The 17982-nt window shown below is 74.0% G+C and carries 14 protein-coding genes; 5 read left to right on the forward strand and 9 right to left on the reverse strand.

Annotation, left to right across the window (positions count from 1 at the left end; all coding sequences use genetic code 11):
- Positions 1-6: 6 nt before the first annotated feature.
- Entirely contained in the window at positions 7-666 is a 660-nt protein-coding gene (locus NE235_RS30635; protein ID WP_252809058.1) for a pyridoxamine 5'-phosphate oxidase family protein, read from the reverse strand.
- 68 nt (positions 667-734) lie between these two features.
- On the opposite strand from NE235_RS30635, the gene pdxR reads away from it, so the two are divergent.
- Positions 735-2153, forward strand: a complete 1419-nt coding sequence (gene pdxR, locus NE235_RS30640) for a MocR-like pyridoxine biosynthesis transcription factor PdxR (protein WP_252809060.1) — start codon at positions 735-737, stop codon at positions 2151-2153.
- Here the strand turns inward: pdxR and NE235_RS30645 are convergent.
- A complete protein-coding gene (locus tag NE235_RS30645) occupies positions 2077-2766 on the reverse strand; it encodes a hypothetical protein (protein WP_252809062.1) in 690 nt (229 codons plus the stop codon). The genes pdxR and NE235_RS30645 overlap by 77 nt on opposite strands.
- Before the next feature lie 300 nt (positions 2767-3066).
- Here NE235_RS30645 and NE235_RS30650 point away from each other — a divergent pair, with 300 nt between their 5' ends.
- On the forward strand, positions 3067-4134 hold the full coding sequence (locus tag NE235_RS30650; protein WP_252809064.1) for a phosphotransferase family protein: 1068 nt from the start codon (positions 3067-3069) through the stop codon (positions 4132-4134).
- 7 nt (positions 4135-4141) lie between these two features.
- Here the strand turns inward: NE235_RS30650 and NE235_RS30655 are convergent, their stop codons facing one another.
- The 6 genes from NE235_RS30655 to NE235_RS30680 form a co-directional block, all read right to left on the reverse strand.
- Positions 4142-4933 (reverse strand): isocitrate lyase/PEP mutase family protein, encoded by a 792-nt coding sequence (locus NE235_RS30655; protein WP_252809066.1) that lies wholly within the window; start codon positions 4931-4933, stop codon positions 4142-4144.
- A gap of 76 nt (positions 4934-5009) precedes the next feature.
- Positions 5010-6479 (reverse strand): RNA polymerase sigma factor, encoded by a 1470-nt coding sequence (locus NE235_RS30660; protein ID WP_252809068.1) that lies wholly within the window; start codon positions 6477-6479, stop codon positions 5010-5012.
- 231 nt (positions 6480-6710) lie between these two features.
- Positions 6711-8159 (reverse strand): hypothetical protein, encoded by a 1449-nt coding sequence (locus tag NE235_RS30665; RefSeq protein WP_252809070.1) that lies wholly within the window; start codon positions 8157-8159, stop codon positions 6711-6713.
- Between the two features lie 185 nt (positions 8160-8344).
- Positions 8345-10030, reverse strand: coding sequence for an AMP-binding protein (locus NE235_RS30670; RefSeq protein WP_252809072.1), 1686 nt, complete (start codon positions 10028-10030; stop codon positions 8345-8347).
- A gap of 81 nt (positions 10031-10111) precedes the next feature.
- Entirely contained in the window at positions 10112-11626 is a 1515-nt protein-coding gene (locus NE235_RS30675; RefSeq protein WP_252809079.1) for a sigma-70 family RNA polymerase sigma factor, read from the reverse strand.
- Between the two features lie 190 nt (positions 11627-11816).
- A complete protein-coding gene (locus NE235_RS30680) occupies positions 11817-14354 on the reverse strand; it encodes a substrate-binding domain-containing protein (protein WP_252809082.1) in 2538 nt (845 codons plus the stop codon).
- 376 nt (positions 14355-14730) lie between these two features.
- On the opposite strand from NE235_RS30680, the gene NE235_RS30685 reads away from it, so the two are divergent.
- On the forward strand, positions 14731-15714 hold the full coding sequence (locus NE235_RS30685; protein WP_252809083.1) for an endonuclease/exonuclease/phosphatase family protein: 984 nt from the start codon (positions 14731-14733) through the stop codon (positions 15712-15714).
- Positions 15715-15759: 45 nt separating this feature from the next.
- Positions 15760-16641: a TrmH family RNA methyltransferase gene (locus tag NE235_RS30690; RefSeq protein ID WP_252809085.1), complete on the forward strand. Its 882-nt coding sequence runs from the start codon at positions 15760-15762 to the stop codon at positions 16639-16641.
- A gap of 72 nt (positions 16642-16713) precedes the next feature.
- On the opposite strand, the gene NE235_RS30695 is transcribed toward NE235_RS30690, so the two are convergent.
- Positions 16714-17265 carry a PadR family transcriptional regulator gene (locus NE235_RS30695; RefSeq protein WP_252809088.1) on the reverse strand — a complete coding sequence of 184 codons (552 nt, stop codon included), beginning with the start codon at positions 17263-17265 and terminating at the stop codon, positions 16714-16716.
- 76 nt (positions 17266-17341) lie between these two features.
- On the opposite strand from NE235_RS30695, the gene NE235_RS30700 reads away from it, so the two are divergent.
- Positions 17342-17923, forward strand: coding sequence for a hypothetical protein (locus tag NE235_RS30700; RefSeq protein WP_252809089.1), 582 nt, complete (start codon positions 17342-17344; stop codon positions 17921-17923).
- Positions 17924-17982: the final 59 nt, after the last annotated feature.

The raw sequence follows: 17982 nt of genomic DNA on the forward strand, positions 1-17982 counted from the left end.
CCTATGTCACGCTTCGGAATACCTGATCCCAGGTCGTAGCCGGGGGTCGGGGACCGGCTCGCCGATCACCTCCCGGACCGGCAGCACGCCCGCCCAGACGTCCAGCGCGTAATCCTCCTCGTCATCCCCGGGCGGGCCCTGACGCGTCTTCACCGACGCCTCGTCGAGCGACAGGGCGAGGACGGCGGTCGCGGCGAGTTCCTTGCGGGTGGGGCGGCGGGCGGCGTCCCAGCGGCCGGGGGTGAGGTTCTCGACGATGGCGCGGAGACCGGTGAGCTTCTCGTCCGGGTCGGTGACGAGGCGGGGCCGGCCGTAGATCACGGCGCTGCGGTAGTTGATCGAGTGGTGGAAGACGGAGCGAGCGAGGACGAGCCCGTCGACGTGGGTGACCGTGACGCAGATCTCATCATCGGTCCGCAGGCTGACGGCGCCGGTCGAGCCGTGGAGGTAGAGGGTGTCCCCGTCGCGGCCGTACCCGGTCGGCAGCACGCGCGGCGCGCCGTCGACGATCACGCCGAGGTGGCAGATGCGCGCGGCGTCGAGGAGGTCGTACAGCGCCTGCCGGTCGGTGGCGGCGCGCTCGGAGAGGCGGCGGACGCGCGTGCGCTCGGTGGGGGAGAGCGGCGCCCCGCCGGAAGGTGCCTCGGAGATCGGCGAAGTCGTCATGGCCACGACGGTAGGGTCGAAGTGGCCTGACAGGTATGGCCACTTCCTAGCGGAAACAGGGGACCACTTTGTCGCGGGACCACTTCGACCTGCCCCTCGTCGTCGATCGCGACGCCGGGACGCCGCTCAGCGTCCAGCTGGGCGGGCAGCTGCGCGCGGCGATGGGCGAGGGGCGCCTGAAGGCCGGGGAACGCCTCCCGTCGAGCCGGGCGCTGGCGTCCGCCCTGGGAGTCAGCCGCACCGTGGTCACCGAGGCGTACGAGCAACTGTACGCCGAGGGCTGGATCGAGGGCCGGCACGGATCGGGCACGTACGTCGCCGACATCTCCGGCGTCGCCCCGCCGGGCGGCGGGTTCCTCCGTGCGGTCCCGCCGGTGCCGGCCGACCCGGCGCCGGCCGGCGGGGCCGCCATCGACCTGCGGCCCGGCGTCCCCTGGGTGCACGGGCTGGACACGCCCGCGTGGCGGCGCGCGTGGCGGCTGGCGGGGACCGTGACCCCGGACGGGCGGCCGGATCCGCGCGGCCTGCCGGGGCTCCGCGCGGCGCTCGTCGACTACCTGCGGCGCAGCCGCGGCGTCGCGTGCCCGGTGGAGCGGATCCTGGTGACGCGGGGCGCGACGAACGGCCTGGACCTGCTCGGGGCGGCCGTGCTGCGGCCCGGCGACCGGGTCGGTGTGGAGGAGCCGGGGTACACCAAGGCGCGGGCGACGCTGGCGGCGCGGGGCGCGGAGGTGGTGCCGTGCCCGGTGGACGGGTCCGGGCTGATCGTCGACGCGCTGCCCGACGGCCTCCGCGTCGTCTACACGACCCCGTCGCACCAGTACCCGCTCGGCGGCCGGCTGCCGGTGCCGCGCCGTCAGGCGCTGGTGGCGTGGGCGCGGCGCACCGGCGCGCTGATCGCCGAGGACGACTACGACAGCGAGTTCCGGTACGACGTGGCGCCGCTGCCCGCGCTGTACGGGCTGGATCCCGAGGTGACGGTGTACCTCGGCACCACGGCGAAGACGCTGGCGCCCGACGTCGGCGTCGGCTGGCTGGTGGCGCGCCCGGACCTCGTCGCGGCGATCACGGACCTGCGGGATCGGGTCAACGACCGTACGGCGATGGTGCCGCAGGAGGCGGTGCGCATCCTGATCGAGCGCGGCGACCTCGACCGGCACGTGCGGCGGATGCGGGCGGAGTACGCGCGGCGCCGTGCGGCCGTGGTCGAGGCGCTCGGCGACCTTCCGCTGCGCGGGGAGACCGCCGGGCTGCACATCGTCCTCGAACTGCCACCGGACGCCGCGACCCGGGTCGTCGAGCGCGCGGCGGAGCACGGTGTCCTGCTCGACACGATGGAGCGGCGGTTCGGCGGGCCGCCGGTCGTGCACGGCCTCGAGATCGGCTACGGCGCCGCCGCGCTCGCGCAGGTCAGGACCGGCTGCGCGCTCGTACGTGCGCTGGTCCGGGAGGCTCTATCCGGTCCGGCGCGTGCGGCCGCCGGCTAAGCAGGGCGTCCGGGTTGGCCGAGGCGGTCTCCTCACCGGGCGCCACCCGGGGCCGGGGAATTCCCACGGGCGCCTCCGGGCCGGTGATCTTCCGGGTGTCGATCCGGCCGGGGTCCGAGGAGGTCGCCCCGGGCACCTGGGACGCGCCGTAGTGCCCGCCGCGCGCCCAGGGCCGGCGCCCGCGGACGGCGTCGTACGCCTCCGGCCGGGGCAGCGGCGGGCCGGCGGGCCACCGGCGCGGCACGTGCCAGCCGTCGAGCCAGACGACGATCCGGTCCAGGCCGTTCAGGGGGCCGGTCGTGAACGGCTCGTGGGAGAGCCCGACGACGACGATCTGGAGGCAGGCGCGGCCCTCGCGGCCCACCTCGTCGGGGAGGAGGTTCGCGGCCCGCGTGGCGGGCACCATCTGCACGATCTCGCCGCTGCAGGGGTTCCACACGAGGTGGGCGCTGTGTCCCTGCTGCTCCAGGCGCTGGGCCACGGAGCGAGCGGAGATCCGGCGCGGGTCGTTCTCGCTGGTGTGCCAGACCGCACGGGGCGCGCCGCCCTTGAGCGATCCGCCGTCATACGCGGTATGCAGGCGTCCGGCGCCAGGCAGCCATGCGTCGGCCACGTCTGTTCCCCTTCATCGGGTCGGGTCCTTGCCTGGATGGTGTTTCGGCTGATTGGGAGATTCGCCCTAGTTGAGGCGGTTCTGAGGGTTTGGGTCACCTTTTCTCGTTCTGATACCCCGACGGGCCGAATGCCTACCCTTCGTCACCCTTCGCCACTCCCTACGGCCGGATCCGGACGGAGCGGGGCCGGTTGGCGCCGGTATCCCGAGTCGCGTTCTAATAGGCGCTACACGGTGCTGAGAGGCGCTGAGCGGCGCGCGACCGGCCGGCCGTACGCCGTGTACGGAAAGGGAGGGACCATGACCGAGCGGGTGGCCGGAGTGCCCGGGATCGATGTCCCGCGGTTGTCGTCCTGGCTGGCGGACCACCTGCCCGGCGGCGACGTCCCGATCACGGGCATCGAGATGCTCGCCGGAGGCCGCTCCAACCTGACCTACCTCCTGCGGCTCGGCGAGCGGCGCGTCGTGCTGCGCCGCCCGCCGCTCGGCCACGTGCTGCCGACCGCCCACGACATGCGCCGGGAGCACACCGTGCTGTCCGCGCTGACCGGCAGCGACGTCCCGGTGCCCACACCCCTGGCCCTGTGCGTGGACGAGGAGGTCATCGGCGCGCCGTTCTACGTGATGGAGCACGTCGAGGGCCGGGTGCTGCGGACCGTCGAGGACGCCGCGGACGTCACCCCGGAGCAGGCCCGCGCCCTCAGCGATCGCCTGGCGGACGCGTTCGCCGCGATCCACCTGCTCGACGTCGACAAGGCCGGCCTCGGCGGATTCGGCCGGCCGCAGGGGTACATGACCCGCCAGCTCGCCCGCTGGCGCAAGCAGTGGGACGCCTCCTTCTCCGCCGACCCCACCGCCGGCGACGCCGTGCGCGCGTCGTACGAGCGGCTCGTCGAGCGGCTCGCCGCGCGCCTGCCGGGCGAGGGGGTCACCGGCCTCGTCCACGGCGACTTCCGCCTCGACAACGCGCTCGTACGCCTGACGCCCGAACCGGAGATCGCCGCGGTCGTCGACTGGGAGATGTCCACGCTCGGCGACCCGCTGTCCGACCTCGGGCTGACGCTGGTCTACTGGACCGATCCCGGCGACGACGAGCGCGGCGCGATCCCCGTCGGCTCGACCGTCACGACCGCGCCCGGGTTCCTGTCGAGCGGGGAGTTCGCCGACCGCTACGCCTCGGCCACCGGGTACGACCTGACCGACCTGGACTTCTACGTGGCGTTCGGCTGCTTCAAGCTGGCCGTGGTGCTGGAGGGCATCCACGTCAGGTACCTGCAGAAGGCGACGGTGGGCGAGGGCTTCGACCGGATCGGCGAGTCGGTGCCGATCCTCCTCGACCGCGCCCACCGCACCCTCGACGCGGGCTGAGCCGCCGTCACAGGCCCGGAGTCTCGCCGGCGTGGAGCTCCCCGGCGAGCCGGGCCAGCAGCGTGAGCGTCACGCGTTGCAGCCCGGGGCCGAACGTCACCCGGCGCACCCCCAGCTCGCCGAGGCGGGCGAGCGAGGGCATGCCGGGCCGGTACAGCACGTTGAGCGGCGCGGGGATCCGGCCGGCGAGCTTCCCGATCGTCGTCTCGTCGGAGACCGCGATGACGAAGACGCCGTCGGCACCGGCATCGAGGTAGGCGCGGGCGCGGCCGACGGCGTCCTCCAGGCGCTCGGCGTCCGACGCGCCCGGCAGCGCTCCCGGGACGTACACGTCGACCCTGGCGTTGATGAACAGCTCACGGTCGGCGTCCCGCAGCGCGGCGATCCGCCCGGCCTGCGCGGCCACGTCGGCGAGGGCGGGCCCCGCGCCCGGCGCGCCGTGCGCGGTGTCCTCGAGGTTGCAGCCCGCGGCGCCGGCCTCGCGCAGCCGGGCGGCGAGCTCGGCCGGCGGCAGGCCGTACCCCGCCTCGGCGTCGACGGACACCGGCACGTCCACGGCGCGGGTCACGCGGCCGGCCGCGGCGAACATTTCCGCGTACGGCGCGGTCTCCCCGTCGCCGTACCCCAGGCTCGCGGACACGGCGTGGCTCGCGGTCGCGATCGCGGCGAAGCCGGCGTCCACGAGCACGCGGGCGCTCGCGGCGTCCCAGGCGTTCGGCAGGATCAGGGGGAGTCCCCGCTCGTCCGGGTGGTTCTCGTGCAGGGCGCGCAGCAGCGCCTTCTTGGCAGGCAGGTCCATGGGCCCGACCGTACGGGCGCGGCCCCGGCCGCCGGTATGGCCACTCGGCGGCGATGGCCGGGGACCACCCGGCGGGTCATCGTGAGCAGTAGTAGGTGACGTAGGCGACGGCGCCGGAGGAGAAGGTGACCGAGCCCTGCCGGACGCCTCGCCAGCATCGATCGGAGCGGGTGACCGTGAGGGAGGTGCTCGTGCCCGCGGCGAGGTACCCGCTGCCGCCGGTGCTGACGCCGTCGGTGGCCGTGACCGCCCACCTCACGGAGCCGCCGTCCGCGTAGAGGGTGATCGAGCACTGGTACCCGTAGCCCATGTCGCACCCCGAGACGACGAGCGTGCCGGACTGCGGAGGATGGGGCGCCGAACGCGAGGGGGTACGGGCGGGCGAGCCGGGGTGGCGGGTCGGGTGGGCGGTCCTCCGGTGCCTGGACGGGGTGGGGGTCGGCGTCGGCGTCGGAGTGGCCGAGGGCGTCGGTGTCGGGGTGCTCGTCCTGGGGGTGGGCGAGGAGTCCGCGGAGGGGGAGGTCATGGCGCCGTCGTCGGTCGAGGACTCGCTCGGCGCGGCCGCGGGGCCGCTGCTCCCGGCGGCCCGCTGGTCGCCGGGGCCGTCCGACCCGGAGGACACGAGGAGGAACCCGCTGAGGACGAGGACCGCGCCGGTGGCCGCCGCGCCGGCGACCAGCACGGGAGACACCTTCCGCCGCGGTTTCTCCGCCGGGGGTTCGGGTGGCGGGGGGGCGAAGCGCAGCGCGATCGCCGCCCGGGTCTGGGCGTGCTCGGGGGAGAACGCCGTGGCGAGGACGCGTCCGCGCAGGTTCTCGGGGAGGGCGGTGACCGGCATCCCGCGCAGCATCCGGTCGGCCCCGACCCTGCCGTTCACGCGCAGGGCGCAGATCGGGCAGCCGGCGATGTGCCGGGCGAGCTCCCGGCACCGTTCCGTGTCGAGGTGCTCCCCGGGAGGGCCCGCCAGAGTGGGGACGGTGGGGCAGTCGTCGCGTCCGGTCGCCGCCACGACGACCGCGGCGAACGCGTCGTCGAGGTCGCTCCGCGCCTGCTCGATCAGCGCGGACACCTCCTGGGGCGTCGTCTCCAGCACCTCGGACAGCTCGTGCGGGTCCAGTTCATGCCGGACGAGCAGGTCGAGGGCCTCCCGCTGCCGGGCGCTCAGCACGAGGAACGCGGCGGCCAGGAACTCGCGGGCCGCCGGGTCCAGGCCGCCCGGGAGCTCGGTCTCCGGCGCCCGCCGGCGCTCCGCCGGGAGCTCGCCGTGCGACAGGCGGCGCAGGCAGTCGCCGCGCGCGGTGGCGTACAGCCAGGCACGGAACAGCCGGGGGTCGGGGAGCGCGGCGATGCGCCCCTGCACCGCGATGAGCGTGTCGTGCACGGTCTGCGCGGCGGTGTCCTGGTCGCGGAGCAGGACGTTGCAGTAGTCGAACAGCCGTGCCGCGTACGCGGCGTAGAGCTGAGGGATGGCGTTGGTGTCCCCGGCGTCGAGTGCCCGTGCCAGCCGCTGGTCCTCGGCCCTGTCGATGCTCGGCCACCCGGCCACGTCACCCTCCCCGCTGTTCGGTTCGTCCCCCAGAGCCCAGGAGTCCCAGGCGCACCATCAGATCCCGAATACTGCCACTAACGACCGCCTTATGGCCGCGTTCTGCCACGAAAGTGTGCGAACTGGCTACGCTTCGCCGCCGGACGTACGGTGAGATGAGTCTCACCGACGGTGATCGGAGTCCGCTGCGACCAGAAAGAAGATCGCTCGAGGCGCCGGACCGGCGGGCGGTCAGCAGTTCCAGTGCACGCCGGCCGACGAACCCGGGGAGAAGGACACCGCGCCCTTGTTCTCGATGACGCACAGGTCCTTGTAGGTGCGTGAGACCGGAACGTAGGCCGACTCTCCCGGGCCGAGGTCGCCGCTGCCCTTGGCGTCGATCGCCCCGCTGGTGTCGCGCACCGCCCAGTGCACCGGCCCGTCCTTGGCCGTCACCTTCACGTCGCAGCGGCCGGAGTACCGCATGTCGCACCCGGCCACGGTCAGCGTCCCGGTGGTGGGCGGAACCTGCGGGCCGGAGGGCGCCGGGGCAGGGGCGGGCGTCTCCGGCCTCCCGGAGGTGCGCCGCGGGCTCGGCGTCCGCTTCCTCTTCGACGGCTTGGGCGTCGGAGTGTGCGACGACGACGGCTTCGCGGACCTGCTCGGGGCCGGACCGGCCGGGGACGACTCGGACGGGTCGGCGCTCGGCGAGCCGCCGGACCGCGCGGCGGCGGCCTGCTCTCCCGGGTCGGCATTGCCTCCCGAGCCGGGCAGCAGGAGCAGGATCCCGGTGATGAGCATGACGCCGCAGGCGGCCGCTCCCAGGGCGATCCACAGGCCGGCCCTCCGGCGCGGCTCGTCGTCCTCGAAGGTGTCCCGGGCCGGCGGCGCATCGGCGCGCGTCGCGATCGACGCGCGCAGGTCGGCGAACTCGGGCGTCACGGTGCCGAGCACGCGCGCTCGCAGATCGGCGGGCACCGCCGCGACCGGCATCGCGTGCAGCAACCGGGCGGTCGCCACCTTGCGGTTCGCGCGCAGCCCGCAGATCGGGCAGGTCGCGATGTGGCGGGAGAGCCGGCCGCAGGTCTCGGCGTCCAGCGGCCGGTCCTCCGGGCCCGCCAGCGCGGAGACGCTCGGGCAGTCGTCGCGTCCGGTCGCCGCCACGACCACGGCCGCGAAGGCGTCGTCCAGGTCGTTGCGCGCCTGCTCGAGGAGGACCGAGGCGTTCTGCGGCGTCGTGCCGAGCACCTGGGCGAGTTCGTTCGGGTCGAGTTCGTGCCGCAACGCCAGGTCGAGCGCCTCGCGCTGCCCGCTGCTCAGCACCATCAGGGCGGCGTGCACGAGCCGGCGGGTGGACTCGTCGGTCTCCACGAGACCGACGGCCTCCGGGGCCTTGCGGCGGTCCTCGGGGACGCCGGTCTCGGCGCGGCGCCGCAGGCACTCGGCCCGCGTCACGGCGTACAGCCAGGCGCGGAACCGCCGGGGGTCCGGCAGCGCCGCGATCCGCTCCTGCACGATGATCAGTGAGTCGTGCAGGCCCTGGGCGGCCAGCTCCTGGTCGCGGAGCAGCACGTGACAGTAGTCGTACAGCCGTTGCGCGTACGCGTCGTAGACCCCGGCCATGGCGGTCGGGTGGCCCGCGCGGAGAGCCTCCGCCAGTCGCTGCTCATCGGCCCTGTCGATGGTCGGCCACCCGGCCACATGTCCTCCCGTTGCTCACCTGCCACAAGCGCTGCGGACGCCCCAGAGGCGTCTTCGGTTCACGCATCCTGCCATCGATCAAGAACTGATAGGACGTTTTGATGGCAATTGCGGCATAGTGAGCAACTCTGCGTGATCACTTTTCGCGTCGTCCGAGAGATCCTGACGCTGAGTGATCGCGCCCGTCAGGAGGTCAGGTCACGGAAGTCCTCCTCACGGAACTCCCCGGGGCGCCGGTCCTCGCCCTCCAGCCCGCGCAGCTCGACCCGCCGGATCTTCCCCGAGATCGTCTTCGGCAGCTCGCCGAACTCCAGGCGGCGCACCCGCTTGTACGGCGCCAGCCGCCGCCGGGAGTGGGCGAGGATCGAGCGTGCCGTCTCGGCCGTCGGCTCGTGCCCGGCGGCCAGCGTGACGTACGCCTTCGGCACGGCCAGGCGCACCGGGTCGGCGGCGGGCACGACGGCGGCCTCCGCGACCGCGTCGTGCTCCAGCAGCACGCTCTCCAGCTCGAACGGCGAGATCTTGTAGTCCGACGCCTTGAAGACGTCGTCGGTACGGCCCACGAACGTGATGTAGCCGTCCGCGTCCACGGACGCCACGTCACCGGTGTGGTAGTAGCCGCCCTCCATCGCCTCGCCGGTCCGCCCGGACTCGTCGCGGTACCCCGCCATCAGCGCGACCGGGCGCGCGGACAGGTCGATGCACACCTCACCCTCGTCCGCGGGCCGTCCGCTCACCGGGTCGATGAGCGCGATCCGGTAGCCCGGCAGCGGACGGCCCATCGACCCGGGCTTCAGCGGCTGCCCGGGCGGGTTGCCGATCTGCGCCGTCGTCTCGGTCTGGCCGTAACCGTCCCGCACCGTGAGGCCCCACTGGTCGCGGACCTGGTCGATGATCTCCGGGTTGAGCGGCTCACCCGCCGCGACGGCGATGCGCAGGTTCAGGTCCCAGGACCGCAGGTCCTCCTGGATCAGCATCCGCCACACCGTCGGCGGCGCGCAGAACGTCGTCACCTCGCACCGCCGCATCACCTCCAGCAGCGCGGGCGCGCTGAACCGCGCGTAGTTGAGGACCAGCACGCACGCGCCGGCGTTCCACGGCGCGAACACGTTGCTCCACGCGTGCTTGGCCCAGCCGGGCGAGGAGACGTTCAGGTGCACGTCACCGGGGCGCAGGCCGATCCAGTACATCGTCGACAGGTGCCCGACCGGGTACGAGGCGTACGTGTGTTCCACCAGCTTCGGCCGGGCGGTCGTCCCGGAGGTGAAGTACAGCAGCAACGTGTCGCCCGCGTGCGTCGTCGTCCCGGCCGCGTCGTACGGCTCGTGCCCGTAGGCGTCGCCGAACGACAGCCAGCCGTCCGCCGCGCCCACGCAGATCCTCGTCCAGCCGCCCGTCAGGTCGGCGAACTTCGCGGTGTCGGCCGCCCCCGTCACGACGTGCGCGACGCCGCCCCGCGCGATCCGGTCGCGCAGGTCGTCGGCGGTCAGCAGGGTGGTCGCGGGGACGACGACGGCGCCGAGCCTCATCGCCGCCAGCATCGTCTCCCACAGCTCGACCTGGTTCCCGAGCATGAGCAGGATCCGGTCGCCCCGCTCCACGCCCTGGGCCCGCAGCCAGCCGGCCACCCGGCTCGACCGCTCGGCGAGCTCGGCGAACGTCAGCTTCAGCTCCGAGCCGTCCTCCTCGACGATCCACAGCGCCGGCCGGTCGGGGGTCTCGGCGGCGAGCACGCCGTCGAACCAGTCGAGCGCCCAGTTGAAGTCGGCGACCTCCGGCCAGCGAAAGTCGCGGTAGGCGGTCTCGTAGTCCTCGGCGTTCGCCAGCAGGAAGTCACGGGCGGATCGGAATGCGGCCACGTCAGGAGTCATGGGCCGCATCCTGGCACTACCGTCGCCCGTCGCGTAAGGACCCGATCACTCCCAGATCGGATTTCCGGCCCGACCTGGGCGTCAGCAGGTCCAGGACAGCGCGACCGCGCCGCCCGGCGTGAACGTGACGCCCGACCGCTCCACCGGCGTCGTCTGCGTGCAGGCGGTGACCTCGTCGGCCGTGGCGGTGAGCGTCACCGACCGTCCCGGCGCGAGCGTGCCGCTGGTGGGGCCGCCGACCGTGACGTACGGTCCGGGGCTCGCCGCCCAGTGGACGACGCCGTTCCGTGCGGTCAGGGTGATGGTCTTCGCGTCGCCCGGACCCTCGGCGGACACCACGAGCGTGCCGGGTACGGGCCGGGGCGACCGGCGCTTGCGCGTGTGCGTCGGCCGCGGCGCCGGCCTCCGCGTGGTCGCCGTCGGCGTCGGCGTCGGGGTCGGCGTCCTGCTCGTACGCGTCGGGGTCGGAGTGGGCGTCGTGCTGCTCGGCGTGGGGTCGGGCGAACCGGAGTCGGCGGGGTCCCCGGCGGACGGGCTGTCGGACGGGGAGGCGCCCGTGCCGGCCGCGACCGGACGGCGCGCCCCGCCGGACGGGTGCTGCGCGGACGACCCGCCCGTGACCAGGAAGACGGCCCCGGCGACGAGGAGGACGCACGCCGCCGCGCCCACGACCGGCCACAGCCGGGGAACACCGCCCCGGTCGTCGTCGTGGGCGGGCCGGACGCGGTCCAGGCTCGTCGGCCGGCCCCAGGCGTCGAACGGCTCCGCGCGCCGGGCGATGCGCGCCCGCGCCTCGGCCAGGTCCGGGTCGGTCGCCGCCGACAGGATCGCGCCGCGCAGCCGCGCCGGGAGCGCGGCGACCGGCATCATCTGCAGGAGCCGGTTGGTCGATACCTTCCGCTGGCGGCGGTCCCGGCACGCCGGGCAGGAGGCGATGTGCCGGATGAGCTTGCGGGACACCTCCGGCGGCAGTGGCCACTCGTGCTCGTCGACCAGCGCGGCGACGCTCGGGCAGTCGCCCCGGCCCGTACGGGCGATGATCGCGGCGGCGAGGGCGTTGTCGAGCTCGTCACGCGACTCGGCCACCAGCTCCAGGGCCTCCTGAGAGGAGATCCCCAGAACGCCGGCCAGATCCTCCGCGGCCAGCTCGTGGCGTACGGCGAGATCCACGGCTTCGCGGTGACGGCCCGGCAGGCCGGCCAGCGCGCTGTGCACGAGCCGCCGGGTCTCGAGGCGGCGACCGCGCTCCTCCGCGTCGAGGAACGCGTCGTCGGCCTCCTCGGCGGCGGGATACCGCTCCCCGGGCGTCCGCGGGTCACGCAGCCGCCGCAGGCACTCGTTCCGTACGAGGGTGTACAGCCAGCTGCGGAACCGCTCCGGCTCCCGCAGCCCGCCGACGTGCGCGAGCGCCGCGATCAGCGAGTCACGGAGCGCCTCCGCCGCCAGGTCCTCGTCGCGCAGCAGCGCGTGACAGTAGTCGAACAGGCGCGGCGCGTAGACGTCGTAGATCTGGGCGAGCGCGGTGGCGTCGCCGGCGCGCAGCTCCTGCGCGAACCGGCGGTCATCGACGCGACCGAGACTGGGCCAACCGGCCACAGCGACCTCCCGGAGGTGTGGTGTCGGACGCGCCCCCGGAGAAAAGAAGGAGGCCCGACGCCCCGCTCCCGTCGGGCCTCCGTAAGAGAGACGCAGCGCCGGTCTCAGAGGTTCACCGGATTCCCCAGAGAATCCGGATTTTTTTTCGCCCGGCCCGGCGCTCCACGGCGCCGAGCCGGGTTCTCGCAGGTCAGTGACACTCCGGCGTGCAGATGCGGCGCGCGATCGTGTTCAGGAAGATGCGCTGGATCTCCTGAGGCTTCATCGCCTGGTACGCCGCGCCGTCGGTCTCCGCGGCGACCTTCTGCATGGCGGCCATGTCCACGTCCGGACCGTAGCCGATGAACAGGACCTGGACCGGCGCCGCCGGGTCGTTCTCCTTCTTCAGCGTCCGGAGGAGGGCGCTCAGCGAGATGCCGTCCGTCTTGTCGTTCTTCCCGTCGGTGAACACGAGGACGGAGTTGTAGTAACCCGGCTTGTACGTCCTCTTCAACGACCGGAACGCCGCCAGCACCGAGTCGTACAGCCCCGTGTTGCCGTCGGGCTTCGGCCGTACGCGGCCCAGCGCGCTGAGGATGGCCTGGCGGCGCGTCCCCGACCCGATCCGGGTCGACAGCGGGCCGATCGGCACCTCGGTCCGGTAGTCCTGGTGTCCCCTCAAATTCGTGGAGAACGTCCACAGCCCCAGATCGGTGTCGTCCGGCAGCATCGCGAGGCCGCCCTGGGCCACCTGGGCGGTCGCCTCCATCCGGGTGACGCCCTTGCCGACGGGCTGCGCCATCGACCCGGACACGTCGAGCAGCGTCAGCATCCGCGTGCGCAGCGACAGCTTCGTCCAGGCCTGCATGACCCCGGTCACGTCGCTCGACCCCGGCGTCGGGAGCGCCCGCGGGATCCGGGGGCTCAGCCCGCTCCTGCTGCCGAACCCGTCACCGGCGTGCCCGTCCGGGGTGCGGAACCCGAGCGCGCGGACCGCCGCGTGCGCCTGCTCGGTGCTCATCGCCTTCTCCAGCACCTGCGCCGCGCGGATCTTCGTGTCGTCGTCCGTCGTCAGGGTGTACGGGTGGTCGAGGCTGAGCATGCCCTCGTTCGGATAGATCGCGCTCGCCGGCGCGCTCGGCCTGCCCTGGTTGTACTTCCAGACGGCCTGCTCCGGAGCGATGATCACCGGCGCCCTGCCGTGCAGGTTGCGGTGGAAACTGGCGAACAGCGCCTGCGTGTTCGGGGAGAGGCTGTTCTGCACCTTCCGCGTGATCTGAGTGAAGATCGCGTCGGCGTTCGGGTCGCCCTTCAGCAGCATCCGGGTCATGACGACCGCGCCGAGCCCGCCGGCGTTGCGGGTCGGGTCGAGGATCTGCAGGTGGACGGAGTTCGCCGGCAGCATGTCGTTCTTACTCACCGCGCCGGCGGCGAGGGCGTCGGTGGCCTTGAGCAGCATGTCCCAGGTCGGCCGCACGCCCTGGCTGCTGAGCCTGCCGGCGAACGACCGCGAGGTGGCCACGACGAGCGGCGTCTCGGCCACACTCGTCGGCGTGGTGTCCACGCTCGACGCGCCCTTGGGCGAGCTGCGCACCAGGGTGACCCACAGCGACGAGTCCGGGATCCACACGTCCGGCGTCACGTCACCGGGCACGGTTCCCTGACCGGACAGGATCGTACTCGTGCCCGCCGGGTCGGCGGCCTTCACCGTCGCCTTCACGCACTTGCCGCCGACGGAGTGCCGCTCGCCGTTGAACGAGTTGGCGATGTCGCTGATGGCCGGGGCGATGTCCGGCGCCGCGACCACCTTCAGGTCGATCGGGGTGCCGCCGCACTTACTGCCGTCGGCGAGCGCGTAGACCCCCGCGCCGAGCAGGACCGCCAGGCCGATCGCGCCCGCGAGGGGGCCGACCAGCGCGCCGATCGTACGGCGGCGCTGCACGCGGCGTCGTCCCGCGCCGGGCGCGGACCGCGGGCGGTCGTCGTCGGGCCCGTTCGCACCCGCGCCGCCCCGGCCCGACCCGCCGCGCCCCGACCCGCCGTATCCCGCGCCTCCGGAACCCGCGCTCCCGTATCCCGCGCCTCCCGAGTCGGCGGACCGGTAGCCTCCGCCTCCCGGCCCGCCGGGGGCGTTCCCGCCCGGCCCACGGTCCTGGCCGCCCGCGCCCTGGCCGGTCCCATAGCCGGATCCGGCGCCACCCTGGCCGGGACCGGTCCCGTAGCCGGAGCCCGAGCCTGCGAGGCCACCGCCCTGCCTGCCGAAGAAGCCCCCTCCCGGACTGTAGGAGGAGGAGTCGTTGGAGCCGCCCCCCGTGCCGTACGGGTTCTGCTCACCGGGCGCGGCGTAGGAGCCGTACGCGCCCTCCTGGCCGCCACCGCCGTATCCGCCCTGGCCACTGCCGTATTCGCCGGGACGGCCGGCGTCATACCCGCTCTGGCCGCCACCACCGTATCCGCTCTGGCCGCCACCGCCGTATCCGCTCTGGCCGCCGCCGTATCCACCCGGACGGCCGCCACCGTATCCGCCGCCGGCGTACCCGCCCGGGCCACCGCTGCCGGCGTATCCGCCGGGGCCAGCGGCGGGGTTCTGCGTGGGGTCGCTCGCCTCGGGGGAGCGCGGGGCGAAGGGATTCCGGTCGTCACCGGGCGTCTGGTTCCCCGAGGGGCGGCCGCCTCCGGGCGTTCGATCGGGCTGGCCGTCGCCGGGCGTGTTACCCGGGGGCATCTCGTTGCGGCGACGTCGGCTCACGGCTGTCCCATCTCGCGGCTTTCAGGGATGAGTGTTAGAGCGGAACTGTAGCGGTCTTCGCAATTCGTAACAAAGATGATCATTTGCGCGATGTCGCAGGTCATGCCGGTGAAGATCATTTGAATACCCGCCGGTATCCCATTCCGGTGGCCGGGTCCGGCCCCGCGAACGCCGGGCCGCACGCCCCCTCGGCCAGGTGAGCGAGGCCGCCGCCGGGCGCCTCCGCCCGCGCCTTCTCCGTGTTCTCGGGCCCCGCGACGCGCCCGCCACGGCGCCGCCCCACCGGCCCGCGTCCGTGCCGCGCGTCATCCGTCACGCCTCCCGGGTGATCGGGCAGAGTGGAGGAGAACGGCATGAGCACGGGGGAGGCGCACGGATGACGGACTCGCTCACGGCCCCGGTGGCCGACCCGCCACGGGCGCGCCGCCGGGGGCGGGCGATCGCCGCGCGGACCCTCGTCGCCTGCTTCGCGCTCTGGGCGCTCGCCCGCCTGTTCGGCGCCGACCGGATCGGTCCTCTCGATCCGCTGCTCATCCCGGCGATGGCCGCCGTCCCGTACGCCCTCGCCGCGATGGTGCTCCCGCTCGCCGTCGCCGCCCTGGTCCGGGACCGGCCGGCGTTGATCGCGGCCGTGGTCGTCACCGCGCTGTTCGCCGGGATCGCGCTGCCGCGCGCGGTCGCCGGGGACACCCCGCGCGCGAGCGGACCCGAGTTCCGGGTCCTCACCGCGAACCTGCGGTACGGCGGGGCGGGCGACGCCACCCTCGTCGACCTGGCCCGGCGCACCCGCGCCGACGTCCTCAGCGTCCAGGAGTTCACCGCCGAGGCGGCCGGGCGGCTCGACGCGGCGGGGATCGGGCGCCTCTTCCCGTACCGGATCCTCGACCCGAGGCCCGGGGCGGCGGGCATCGGGCTGTACTCGCGTTACCCGCTCACCCCGTCGCCCGTCCGGCCGCCGACGATCTCCGGCATGCCGAGCGCCCTCGTGGCGGTGCCGGGCACCGCCCCCGTACGGATGACGGCCGTTCACCCGCCCGCCCCGCTCGGCCCGGACCTCGACGCGTGGCGGCACGATCTGCCGCGGCTGCCCCGCGCGACACCCGGCGGCCGGGTCGGGATCCTCGCCGGCGACTTCAACGCCACGCTCGACCACGCGTGGCTCCGGCAGGTCATCCACAGCGGATACGTCGACGCGGCGGACGCGCGAGGGCAGGGCCTGGTGCCGACGTTCCGGCCGTGGCCGCCCATCACCATCGACCACGTGCTGGCCGACCGGCGCTGCGCGGTGCTGCGGGTGAAGATCTACGGGCAGGCCCGCAGCGACCACCGGGCACTGTTCGCCGTCCTGCGGCTGCCCTGACCGGCCGCCGGAGGTGACCCGCCGGGCGCCCGGGATACTGAGGCCATGGCCCACCTGATCCCCGTCACCGACCCCGCCGACCCGAGGCTCGCCGACTACACCCGGCTGCGCGACGTCAACCTGCGCAAGAGCCTGGAGGCCGAGCACGGCCTGTTCATGGCGGAGGGGGAGAAGGTCATCCGGCGGGCGGTCACCACCGGTTACCCGGTGCGGTCCCTGCTGATGGCGCGGCGATGGGCGGAGCCGCTGTCCGACGTGATCGGTGACGCCCCCGTCTACGTGGCCGACGACGACGTGATCGAAGGGATCACCGGGTTCGCGGTGCACCGGGGCGCCCTGGCCTCGATGGAACGCCTGCCTCTGCCCTCGGTCGCCGACGTGCTGGCCGGCGCCCGCCCCGCCGGGAACACCCCGGCAGAGGACGCGGGGCGGGACGGCCGGGCACGGCCGCGCCGGATCCTCGTGCTGGAGGACCTGGTCGACCACGGGAACGTCGGGGCCATCTTCCGCTGTGCGGCGGCGCTCGGCGTCGACGCCGTGATCCTGTCCCCGCGGTGCGCCGACCCGCTGTACCGGCGGGCGGTGAAGGTGTCGATGGGCGCGGTCTTCGCCATCCCCTACGCCCGGATGGCCGACTGGCACGACGGGCTCGCCGAACTGCGCGGCGCGGGTTTCACGCTGCTCGCCCTCACGCCGGACCAGTCGGCCGTCCCGCTGGAGAAGGCGCCGGTGGGCGAGCGGGCCGCGCTGCTGCTCGGTACGGAGGGCGACGGCCTGTCCTCGCGGTGGCTGCGGGAGGCCGACCACCCGGTCTGCATCCCGATGAGCGCCGGTGCCATGGATCTGGGCGTCGACTCCCTGAACGTCGTGGCCGCCACCGCGATCGCCTGCCACGAACTGATGCGGTCCCTCCCGGTGGGGGAGTGACCAGGGACGTCGCGCCCGTGCTCCGCCCGCCCGCCGCCCGGTGTGCGAGCCGCGAGCGGGGGCGCGGAGCCGTCAGCCCGCGGTCGCCCGGCGGTCCTCCGGTGTGCGGATCCGGTCGAGCTCCCGTTCGGCCCACTCGGCCCAGTCGCGCTGGGTGGCCGCGAAGCGGAGCCCCCACTCGAGGGCCAGGAGCCCGTGGACCGACAGCGGATCGTCGCCCTGCGCGACGACCTCCCGCAGCTCGGTGAGGGCCCGGTGCCGCCGGTCCGCGCTCTCGGCCCGGCCGCGAAGGTAGGACCGGGCCTCCTCGGCGTCGAGCACGCCGAGGAAGAACACGCGCAGGAGCATGTCGCTGCGGTTGAACCCCGTCGGCTCGACCTCGGTCAGCCAGTGGTGCAGCTCGGCGCGGCCGGCGTCGGTGATCGCGTACTCCTTGCGGCCGCGCGGGCCCTCGGCGGCGACCTCGACGAAACCGGCGTCGGCGAGCCGGCCGAGCTCGGCGTAGAGCTGACTCTGCGTGGCCGGCCAGACGTTGGCGAGCGAGACTTCGAATATCTTCAGCAGGTCATAGCCGCTGGCGGGTCCGGAGGACAGCAGTCCGAGTACGGCGTGGCGAAGACTCATGACGCCGAGCCTACATTCCACTGTTGACATGTCGCCAGTGGAGGTTCTACTTTCGACATGTCACAACAGGAGCGTCATGAAGGAGCCCCCGGTGCTCGGATATCTCCGCACCTTCCTCCCCTGGATCGCCTTCGCCGTGATCAGCACGCCGCACGACTCGCGGTACGGCGCGCTCGTCGGCGCGGTCCTGGCCGTGGCCCTTCTGGCGGCCGACCGCCGGGGCGGCAAGCCCTGGGACGCACTGATCATCGAGGGGACCTCGGTCGTGTTCTTCGGCGCGCTGGCCATCGCGGCGTTCACCACCGCCAAGGCCCCGCTCGGCGCGTACGGATCGGCCGTGTCCGACGAGTGGCTCGCCCTGGTCGCCTGGGGCTCCCTGGCCGTGCGCCACCCCTTCACGCTGGGCATCGCCCGTACGATGACGCCCCCGGAAGTGCACGACCACCCGGTGTTCTACCGGGTCAACGCGGTGATCACCGCCGTATGGGCGGCGGCCTTCACCGTGACGGGCGTCGTCCTGGCGCTGCTGGCCCAGGCCGCGCCGCACGCCACGACCGCCATCATCGCCGTCAAGGTCGCCGGCTTCGTCCTGCCCGCGCTGTTCACCGCCCGCTACCCCGCGACCGTCGCCGCCCGCCACCGCGCCGCCGCCCGGTGAGCGCGCCGTCCGCCCCAGCCCATCCCGCGGCGAGCACACCGGCCGGACGGCGGCCGGTG

This window comes from Actinoallomurus spadix, from assembly GCF_024055725.1.
Classification (GTDB): Bacteria; Actinomycetota; Actinomycetes; order Streptosporangiales; family Streptosporangiaceae; genus Actinoallomurus; species Actinoallomurus spadix.

What these genes read in the sequence shown, in the direction of transcription:
- NE235_RS30690 (WP_252809085.1), top strand. Translation starts at nt 15,760, where the DNA reads ATGGCCCACCTGATCCCCGTCACCGACCCCGCCGACCCGAGGCTCGCC.
- NE235_RS30655 (WP_252809066.1), bottom strand. Translation starts at nt 4,933, where the DNA reads ATGGACCTGCCTGCCAAGAAGGCGCTGCTGCGCGCCCTGCACGAGAAC.
- NE235_RS30670 (WP_252809072.1), bottom strand. Translation starts at nt 10,030, where the DNA reads ATGACTCCTGACGTGGCCGCATTCCGATCCGCCCGTGACTTCCTGCTG.
- NE235_RS30700 (WP_252809089.1), top strand. Translation starts at nt 17,342, where the DNA reads ATGAAGGAGCCCCCGGTGCTCGGATATCTCCGCACCTTCCTCCCCTGG.
- NE235_RS30695 (WP_252809088.1), bottom strand. Translation starts at nt 17,265, where the DNA reads ATGAGTCTTCGCCACGCCGTACTCGGACTGCTGTCCTCCGGACCCGCC.
- NE235_RS30635 (WP_252809058.1), bottom strand. Translation starts at nt 666, where the DNA reads ATGACGACTTCGCCGATCTCCGAGGCACCTTCCGGCGGGGCGCCGCTC.
- NE235_RS30685 (WP_252809083.1), top strand. Translation starts at nt 14,731, where the DNA reads ATGACGGACTCGCTCACGGCCCCGGTGGCCGACCCGCCACGGGCGCGC.
- NE235_RS30650 (WP_252809064.1), top strand. Translation starts at nt 3,067, where the DNA reads ATGACCGAGCGGGTGGCCGGAGTGCCCGGGATCGATGTCCCGCGGTTG.